This window comes from Pseudomonas emilianonis (assembly GCF_023072625.1).
In the GTDB taxonomy this organism is placed as follows: Bacteria; Pseudomonadota; Gammaproteobacteria; order Pseudomonadales; family Pseudomonadaceae; genus Aquipseudomonas; species Aquipseudomonas paraveronii.
Map to the genome: position 1 here is coordinate 1 of NZ_JAKNRV010000236.1, position 8,293 is coordinate 8,293.

Sequence of the window (8,293 nt, forward strand, 5' to 3'; positions counted from 1 at the left end):
ATGCTGGCTCAACCACGCAAGCGCAATCGCCCATGTGTCTGGTTTGTCTGGCATGTTGGACATCTCGGTTCCTCCCCGTCAGGGAGTTATGAATATGACAGGCCATGACCTGCAGATTTGAATCAGCCCCGGCGGCACCCCCAGCTCAGAGCGAAGGGTGTGGCGGGGCCGAAAACGAAAAGGTCCCCTACCAATGTCGAGACCTGAAAAGGTAGATTTGGAGCGGGCAGAGCTTACCTTCCGCTGGAAAATCTAAATATTTAGCCGAGCACAGGAAGAAAAACATGAAGAGAGGGGTAATTTTCACAGCGCTAACTGTTGTTACTCTGCTCAATATGCAGGGGTGCGAAACCCATGAGGCGCATGCAGTAAAAATGATTCGATGCGCCTTGGCCGGGAGCGGTGATCCAGATATTCCACATGCAGTGATAGCAACGTCGCTGAACAATACTGCTCTTTACATGAAAGAAAGCGGCATCAAGAAAAATCGAGAAGAGATAGTCGCGATGTTTGAGGGCGTAAAAGACGAAATATTGGGCCCTCCTGGTTCGTCGGGAAAGGAGCAAGAGGCCCGAGCAAAGAAAATCCTCGAAACTGAGTTTTGCACGGAATATCTAAATTCACTGCGTCTGGAACTGCGCCTGGAGTAGGTGCGCGGTCTTTCCCGCCGTCAGCCAAAGGCAATTCCCGCGTCGACGCCCCAATGCATCGATCTCGCCGTTCCTGTCTCGCGCCACCCTGAAAGCGTGTTAGGTCAGGGCGCGCGGGCTGCCGGTGTTTTTCCGTAGCGCGGCACTACCGGCTTATCCGCGTCCAGGCATCCCCCGAAGGGCCACCCTGGCTGTGGCGAGCCTGAATCAGAAATGAAAAAGCCCAGCGCGACGGCTGGGCTCTATTACGCAAGGAGATAGAAGATCATGGAGTCCAGTAAGCAATCTTGCCGTCTGCACCAACAGCTACAAATTTGCCATTGCCGTAGGCGACGCTCCGGATATCGGTTCCTGCGAAAGTGTTGGCTTGCTGAACCCAGCCGATCCCATCCTCGGAAACGGCTGTCTTGCCGCCGTCGCCGACAGCTACATACTTGCCATTACCGTAAGCAATGTCGCGGATGATGGTTCCACCGAAACTGGTATCTTCAACAGCAGTCCAGCTAAGCCCATCGGATGAATATGCCATCTTGCCATCCGCACCAACGATAAACATTTTCCCGTTGCAAAGCTTCATGGAAAGGATGGTGCTATAGCCGAAGGTGCTGGTTCTGGGCGTGAAGTTTTGCAGATTATCCGTCGCCACCTTCACAGCGCTAAGCAGCTTCCCATTCGATCCCGCAATCAACACAAAACTGCCAATGACGTTGACGCAGTACACAGTCTCGCTAGAAGTGAAGGTCGTAGTGCGCGCCACCTGGCCTGACCAATCGCCATAACGGGAAAAGACTTTACCGTTAGACCCAACCAGTATCCAGGTCGTCTCGTTGCCGTTAGTTGCCTGATAAAACACAATGCCTTGCAAGTCTCCGGACGCGCGAACAGTTGCCGTAAGGTCTGTCCAAGCCCTTTCAGGGTGGTCTGCGCTGCCGAAGATCAGATTGCCGGATTGAGAAAGGGCTTGATCCGCCAGGCACCACAGGCCAATGAAAGCCAGCCGGTCAAATGCTGGAAGCTCGACAAGTAGCTCATTGCTGAACAGGCCGGGCTTTACGTTTCGTGCGCGGGCCATTACTTGCCTCCTTTGCCGACAAGGCCGGCCAATTCAAGGAAGCGATCCACATACCAGTGAGGCTGTGTCTCGCGGGGGCACTGGGGGCTGGTGAGATTCTTGCCGTAGGCCATGCCCTTCTCAGTCACGGACCAGAAGTCGACCATTTCCTGCTTGGAGTTTTTGCGCTGGAGCACCTTGAGGAAGCCGTGGGCCTCAAGTTCAAGGTTGAAGGCACGGGCGGTGCTGGCGATGGCGTGATCTTTGATCAGGGCGGTGATTGCCTTGGCGGGCATCGAAGACCCGCCAGCGGCATCAGGGGCGGCGTCCACGGCGTAACCTGGGAGGAATTTGGCATCCAGCCCGTTATTGGCGGCGATCTTGGCCAGCATCATCATCTTGCTAGAGTTGGCAGGCTTCAGCAGGCGGTCGAAGCATTCAAGAATCGCCAGCTCTCCGACGATCTTGGAGTTGTTCGGGCCTTGAGCGGAAAAGGTGCCGGTCTTGCGGATGCTCGGCAGCACCTGCCCGACCACCCACTCTTCAAACTTCTCGGCGGCCGGCAGCTTGGACTTCATCACCAGCCGGTACAGGTCTCGCTCCGGGATGATAGTCATGAAACCACCACCCTGTTTCGGGGTAGTGGTCGCAGCCTTGCAATGGCGGGACACTGCGTTCTCAGGCTTGGAATAGCCGAGGGCGTCAGCGACATCGCGGGCAACAAACCATGGATCTCCGAGCTTGTCGGTGATGACCCTGATTGCAGCGCCGTCGAAGTCGAACGGAATCACCGAGGAATTGCGCGCCACGTTTTCAGATTGCGGAAAACGTGGCGCGTAAGGTGGCGAATTGACAGTTTGGGTAGACATGGGCATTATGCGCTCCAGAACTTAGTTGTAAATGCTGCACAAAGAGCCAGGCCGTGAACCTGGCTTTTTTGTGCCTGCGATTTGGTGCTGCGGGTAAATTGGGTGTCCGGCGCATCCGTGGTAGCTTTCTGCTTCCACACAAGAAGGCCTAGGAGGCCGGACATGACTGAAGTCATTAATCTGAACAACACCGCTGCAACTGCGGCGCTACAGGTCGTTATCGAATTGATTCGTGCTGGCGATCTAAAAACCAACGGGGCTGGAGTAATAACCGCGTCCATTGTTGAGGCGCACACGCAACTCACGGAGCACTTCAAGAGCGCAGCCGGGAAAGGTGCGGGCTCAGTGCCTCTCACTCGGTAGTCGCCGATTTAGATAGCTCTTCAAAAGCGGCCCTGACGGCCTTGGCGTTCTCGATTGCCACGGTCGTCAGATCGTCAACGCCCGTACTTGGTAGCACCTCAATCAGTACGTCCCGTAGTGCTACCAGCTCTTCAAAATGGGGATCTCGATTGCTCATGGTCTTTCTCCGGTCGTGAAATTCAGGCTCTTGCCTTGTGCAACTCAATTACCGCCCCGATAGTCTCGAGGCTCGCCGACATGTACTTGGCGTGCAGGGCGCGGATCTTCTTTGCTTCGTTCGAATCGATTTCGCCGTCTTCCAGGGCGGAAGCCACCATCTGGTCAAGAGCGCCGCGCTGTGCAGATGCAGCCAGAGAGCGCTGATACAGGTCGACGTTGTCCAGCTCCCCCGCCTCCGGGATCTTTACGAACACACCGCCGTACATCGCGCAGATGTAGTCCGGCAGATGCTCGGTCTTTGTTTCGCTTTCCAGCACGAAGATCTCGGCATCGCTCAGCGGCTTGCACCCGGCGGTTTCGTAAATCTGGTTCTCCAGGCGTTTGTCCTTGATGCCAAGGCGAGCTGCCGCGCAATCCATCCCACCAGGGAAAGCGTTGGACACAGCAGCCATTACTTGGCGGCGGGTCTCTAGTACGGGCGTTTTCATGTCCTAGTTTTTCCTTGGGTCGATTGCGGTCAAGATGGCTTCAATGGAACAGCGCACAGGGATGTCGCTTAACATCGCACGCGAGTGGGGGATCACCGAGAGCAACCCGGCCGCCGGCGTGCGAAAGAACAAGGAAGTGCCGCGGGACTTTTACGCAACCGAGGAAATCTGGAGCGCCGTGTATGCGGTCGCGACCTCGGAGTTGCGCGACGCCATGGACCTGGCTTATTTGACTGGCCAGCGCCCGGCGGACGTGCTTTCGATGCGGGAAGCAGACGCGGTTAACGAGTTCCTCCAGGTTGCCCAGGGCAAGACTTCCAAAAAGCTACGAATCCGCCTGACTGCCGCCGGAGTTTTGAATGACTTAGGCGCACTGGTGGAGCGGTTGATAGAGCAGAGGCGTTCCCGCGGCGTGCGGAGCCCGTACCTGATTGTCACTGAGGATGGGCGGCAGGTGACCAAGCCGATGCTGCGGCTGCGCTTTGACGATGCCAGGAACCGGGCGATTGCGACAGCTCGCGAGAAAGGAGACGGGATTCTCGCCGCGAGCATTCGCCAGTTCCAATTCCGCGACATCCGACCGAAAGCCGCCAGCGAGATCCTCGACCTGGGCGATGCCAGCCGCCTCCTGGGCCACACGGACAAGCGCATCACGGAGACGGTCTACAGGCGCGTTGGCGAGATCGTGAAGCCGACTCGTTGATCTCAAATCTGGCTGAGTTGCGGAAACCGCCTGAAATGATGCGGAAACGATCAGATGTTTCACTATCAGCATTCCTGAACGCCAGAAACGCAAAAGCCCCGCAATGCGGGGCTTTCGTTTAAATCTTGGCGGGAAACCAGGGATTCGAACCCTGGGAACGCTATTAACGTTCGCCGGTTTTCAAGACCGGTGCATTCAACCACTCTGCCAATTTCCCTTTTGCATCACAGGATTATAGCAGCCCATCCTGTCTCAGCGGGCGCCATAATACCCGAATGAAACACACTGTCAAACTCTCGCCATCGCTTGTTACAGGGCGTCTGTTATGATCTTTGCGACTGAACGTTTCAAAACCGAAGGAGTGTCGCCATGCGCGAACAGAATTACGCAGTGAATGGTAACGCGCAGGCTGAGCAGCTTGAAGTCAGCCGCGTCTTGCGCAACACCTATGGCTTGCTCGCCCTTACCCTCGCATTCAGCGGCGTGATGGCGTTCATGGCCCAGCAGATGCGCGTCGGCTACCCGAATATCTTTGTCGTGTTGATCGGCTTCTACGGTCTGTTCTTCCTGACCAACAAGCTGCGTGACTCGGCCTGGGGCCTGGTGTCGGCGTTTGCATTGACCGGTTTCATGGGGTTTATCCTCGGCCCGATCCTTAACCGTTACCTCGGCATGGCCGGCGGCGCGGAAGTGGTCAGCTCGGCGTTTGCCATGACAGCCCTGGTGTTTGGTGGTTTGTCGGCGTATGTGCTGATTACCCGCAAGGACATGAGCTTCCTGGGTGGCTTCATCACCGCCGGTTTCTTCGTGTTGCTAGGGGCAGTGGTCGCAGGCATGTTCTTCCAGATCAGCGGCCTGCAATTGGCGATCAGCGCGGGCTTTGTGCTGTTTTCCTCCGTGTGCATCCTGTTCCAGACCAGCGCCATCATCCACGGCGGTGAGCGCAACTACATCATGGCGACCATCAGCCTGTATGTGTCGATCTACAACCTGTTTATCAGCCTGTTGCAGATCTTCGGCATCATGAGCCGCGACGACTGATTGCCAGCAGCATAAAAATGCCCCGCATCGCGAGATACGGGGCATTTTTGTTTCAGGGGACTTTGTTCTGGACTCAGTACTGGTTGGGCTCCATCTCCAGGTCGACCTTGAAACGTTCGGCAATATCCTGCTGGATACGTAGCGCCAGGTTCGCGATGTCATGCCCGGTGGCGCCGCCGTAGTTGACCAGCACCAATGCCTGCATCTTATGCACGCCGGCATCGCCATCACGAAAGCCCTTCCAACCGGCCTTGTCGATCAACCAGCCGGCGGCGAGTTTCATCTGGCCGTCCGCCTGGGGATAGGCCACCAGGTCCGGATACAAGCCTTGCAGCTCAGCCGCCAACGCCTGGGACACCAGTGGGTTTTTGAAGAAGCTGCCGGCGTTGCCCAGTTCTGCGGGGTCCGGCAGTTTTTCCCGACGAATGCTACAGATTGCCCGACTGACATCGCTCGGGGTGGCTTGGGTAATCCCCTGCCCGGCCAGGCGCTGTTGCACTGGGCCGTAGTCGAGCTTGAGGTGGCTGACGCGGCTCAAGGCAAACCGTACTCGGAGGATCAACCAACGCCCGGTTTCGTGTTTGAACAGGCTGTCCCGGTAGGCGAAGTTGCATTCTTCCAGGTTGAAATCACGCAACTCGCCGGTCTGGCGGTCCAGGGCCGTCAAGCCGGCGAACACATCCTTGATCTCCACACCGTAGGCGCCGATGTTTTGCATCGGAGCGGCACCCACGGTGCCGGGGATCAAGCTGAGGTTTTCGAGGCCGCAGAGGCCATGTTCCAGGGTCCACAGTACAAACGGGTGCCAGGCTTCGCCCGCTTCGGCCTCGACCAGCACGTGCTTGCCATCATCCTGCAGCACCCGAATGCCCCGGGTCGCCATGCGCAATACCAGGGCTGGAATGTCCCGGGTCAGCAGCAGGTTGCTGCCACCGCCGATCACCAGCAGCGGTACTGCCTGCGCGGCGGCGTAGGCCAGGGCTTGGCGAACATCCGCGTCGCTATGGGCCTCCGCGAAGAGCTGGGCACGCACGTCGATACCAAAGCTGTTGAATGGCTTGAGCGATACCTGCGCAAGCACTTGCAAGGTCATAACCGCCCCTTCAATTCGATCACCAATAAATCACAGGCTCGCTCGATCAGGTCCAGGACCCGCTCAAAGCCTTGTTCGCCTTCGTAGTAAGGGTCTGGCACCTCGTCCACTTCCGAGTCGTAGCGGCGCAGGAACAGGTCCAGCTCGGCCTTGCCCTGCCCCGACTGCATGGCCTTGAGGTTGCGCAGGTTGCTGTGGTCCATCGCCAGGATCAGGTCGTAGCGCGCAAAGTCGGCGCTGCTGACCTGCTGCGCACGCTGGGCCGACAGATCATAACCCCGCGCCCGCGCTGCACGCTGGCTGCGCTGGTCCGGTGGGTTGCCGACATGCCATTCGCCCGTGCCGGCGGACGCCACGTCGACCTGGCCGGCCAAACCCGCTTCGTACAATTTATGACGCAATACGCCTTCAGCGGTTGGCGAGCGGCAGATATTGCCCAGGCAGACAAACAGAACCTCCATCAGGCCCCCAGCAGGCGGCGGACGCGTTCGAGGTCTTCCTGAGTGTCGACACCTGCAGGCGGTGCTTCCAGAGCATCGGCGACGTGGATGCGCACGCCGTGCCACAGGGCACGCAGTTGCTCCAGGGATTCGGTGTTTTCCAGCCAGCACGGGCCCCAACTGACGAAGTCCTGCAGGAAACCGGCGCGGTAGGCGTAGATACCGATGTGACGGCGGTACGGCACGCCCTCTGGCAACAGGTCAGGATTCCTGGCAAAAGCATCCCGCGCCCAGGGCAACGTCGAGCGACTGAACGTCAGCGCCAGGCCGTTGATGTCGCTGACCACCTTGACCACGTTCGGATTGAACAGGGTGTCGATATCTTCGATGGGCTCGGCCAGCGTCGCCATGCGCGCTTCACCATGGGCAGCCAGGTTGGCGGCCACCTGGTCGATCACGCTCGGCGGGATCAACGGCTCGTCACCTTGCACATTGACCACGATGGCATCAGGCGCCAGGCCAAGCTGTGTGGCCACTTCGGCCAGGCGGTCGGTACCGGAATTGTGGTCTTCGCGGGTCAGTACCGCTTCGGCACCGAAGGTTTTGCAGGCGTCGATAATACGTGGATCATCGGTAGCCACCACCACGCGCTCGGCGCTGCTTTTGCAGGCCTGTTCCCATACCAACTGAATCATCGGCTTGTTGCCGATCAGTTGCAGCGGTTTACCCGGCAGGCGGGTCGAGGCGTAGCGCGATGGAATGACAACGGTAAAGGCTGTAGTCATTTATCCAGACGCTCGTCGGTAGTCAGCGTGCGGGCTTCGCTTTCCAGCATCACCGGGATGCCATCACGGATCGGGTAAGCCAGGCCGGCGCCTTTGCTGATCAGTTCGGTCTTGTCAGCGCTGAGCTTGAGTGGGCCTTTGCAGATCGGGCAAGCGAGGATGTCGAGCAGTTTGGTGTCCATGAGTGTTTCCTGGAATGAAGCGTTTAAGGCAAGAGACGGGAGGGCAACAGACGCATCAGTTGCGTGTCGAACCAGGCGACAAACGCCGGCGACGGCACCGCATCCACCGCAAGGTACCACCAGTCAGGCTGGGCAAAGACGCGGCACTTCACCGCGTCCTTCTCGGTCATGACCAGCGGTAATGATGGTGTGAAATTCAAGACCTCGGCGCTGTAGGGCGCATGGTCGGCAAAAACATGGGGTATCGGTTGCCAGTGTAGCGTTTCAAGGGTGTTGAAGAAACGTTGCGGGTTGCCGATCCCGGCGACCGCGTGCACCTGCTGGCCTGCCGGGAAGTAATCGACCGGCTGGCGCTCGCCGGTTTGCAAGTTGACCAACGCCGTGGGCTGCAGGCAAAAGGCGAAGCCATCTTCGCGATCGGCGCCGGCGCCATTATAGAGCAGCGCATCCACGCTCTGCAGGCGCTCCG

12 protein-coding genes, 1 tRNA gene and 1 pseudogene are annotated in these 8,293 nt (G+C 58.3%); 4 read left to right on the forward strand and 10 right to left on the reverse strand.

Features of this window, described 5'->3' with window-relative positions; translation table 11 throughout:
• The first annotated feature begins 284 nt into the window (after positions 1–284).
• Positions 285–650 (forward strand): hypothetical protein, encoded by a 366-nt coding sequence (locus L9Z73_RS20480; RefSeq protein WP_247404715.1) that lies wholly within the window; start codon positions 285–287, stop codon positions 648–650.
• Positions 651–915: 265 nt separating this feature from the next.
• Here the strand turns inward: L9Z73_RS20480 and L9Z73_RS20485 are convergent, their stop codons facing one another.
• Both L9Z73_RS20485 and L9Z73_RS20490 read right to left on the reverse strand, forming a co-directional pair.
• Complete coding sequence (locus L9Z73_RS20485) at positions 916–1,722, reverse strand: hypothetical protein (protein WP_247404718.1); 807 nt, start codon at positions 1,720–1,722, stop codon at positions 916–918.
• Complete coding sequence (locus L9Z73_RS20490; protein WP_430624302.1) at positions 1,722–2,570, reverse strand: BRO-N domain-containing protein; 849 nt, start codon at positions 2,568–2,570, stop codon at positions 1,722–1,724. Before L9Z73_RS20490 ends, L9Z73_RS20485 begins: the two co-directional genes overlap by 1 nt.
• Positions 2,571–2,732: 162 nt before the next feature.
• On the opposite strand from L9Z73_RS20490, the gene L9Z73_RS20495 reads away from it, so the two are divergent.
• On the forward strand, positions 2,733–2,933 hold the full coding sequence (locus L9Z73_RS20495; RefSeq protein ID WP_247404722.1) for a hypothetical protein: 201 nt from the start codon (positions 2,733–2,735) through the stop codon (positions 2,931–2,933).
• Here L9Z73_RS20495 and L9Z73_RS20500 read toward each other — a convergent pair.
• Both L9Z73_RS20500 and L9Z73_RS20505 read right to left on the reverse strand, forming a co-directional pair.
• Positions 2,923–3,090: a hypothetical protein gene (locus L9Z73_RS20500; protein WP_247404724.1), complete on the reverse strand. Its 168-nt coding sequence runs from the start codon at positions 3,088–3,090 to the stop codon at positions 2,923–2,925. The genes L9Z73_RS20495 and L9Z73_RS20500 overlap by 11 nt on opposite strands.
• 22 nt (positions 3,091–3,112) lie before the next feature.
• Positions 3,113–3,580 carry a YmfL family putative regulatory protein gene (locus L9Z73_RS20505; RefSeq protein ID WP_247404728.1) on the reverse strand — a complete coding sequence of 156 codons (468 nt, stop codon included), beginning with the start codon at positions 3,578–3,580 and terminating at the stop codon, positions 3,113–3,115.
• Between the two features lie 70 nt (positions 3,581–3,650).
• Here L9Z73_RS20505 and L9Z73_RS20510 point away from each other — a divergent pair.
• A pseudogene (locus L9Z73_RS20510) lies at positions 3,651–4,283 on the forward strand (tyrosine-type recombinase/integrase); the annotation flags it as partial.
• A gap of 126 nt (positions 4,284–4,409) precedes the next feature.
• On the opposite strand, the gene L9Z73_RS20515 reads toward L9Z73_RS20510, so the two are convergent.
• Positions 4,410–4,500, reverse strand: a tRNA-Ser gene (locus L9Z73_RS20515).
• 152 nt (positions 4,501–4,652) lie between these two features.
• Here L9Z73_RS20515 and L9Z73_RS20520 point away from each other — a divergent pair.
• Complete coding sequence (locus tag L9Z73_RS20520) at positions 4,653–5,324, forward strand: Bax inhibitor-1/YccA family protein (protein WP_247404731.1); 672 nt, start codon at positions 4,653–4,655, stop codon at positions 5,322–5,324.
• A gap of 73 nt (positions 5,325–5,397) precedes the next feature.
• On the opposite strand, the gene murB is transcribed toward L9Z73_RS20520, so the two are convergent.
• The 5 genes from murB to L9Z73_RS20545 all read right to left on the reverse strand — a co-directional run.
• A complete protein-coding gene (gene murB / locus L9Z73_RS20525) occupies positions 5,398–6,417 on the reverse strand; it encodes a UDP-N-acetylmuramate dehydrogenase (RefSeq protein ID WP_247404733.1) in 1,020 nt (339 codons plus the stop codon).
• Complete coding sequence (locus tag L9Z73_RS20530) at positions 6,414–6,878, reverse strand: low molecular weight protein-tyrosine-phosphatase (protein WP_247404735.1); 465 nt, start codon at positions 6,876–6,878, stop codon at positions 6,414–6,416. Before L9Z73_RS20530 ends, murB begins: the two co-directional genes overlap by 4 nt.
• Positions 6,878–7,642, reverse strand: a complete 765-nt coding sequence (gene kdsB, locus L9Z73_RS20535; RefSeq protein WP_247404737.1) for a 3-deoxy-manno-octulosonate cytidylyltransferase — start codon at positions 7,640–7,642, stop codon at positions 6,878–6,880. The genes L9Z73_RS20530 and kdsB overlap by 1 nt, the downstream gene beginning before the upstream one ends.
• Positions 7,639–7,824, reverse strand: coding sequence for a Trm112 family protein (locus L9Z73_RS20540; RefSeq protein ID WP_003174668.1), 186 nt, complete (start codon positions 7,822–7,824; stop codon positions 7,639–7,641). Before L9Z73_RS20540 ends, kdsB begins: the two co-directional genes overlap by 4 nt.
• Positions 7,825–7,847: 23 nt before the next feature.
• Positions 7,848–8,293, reverse strand: a 446-nt coding sequence (locus L9Z73_RS20545; protein ID WP_247404740.1) for a tetraacyldisaccharide 4'-kinase, incomplete at its 5' end; no start/stop codon positions are given.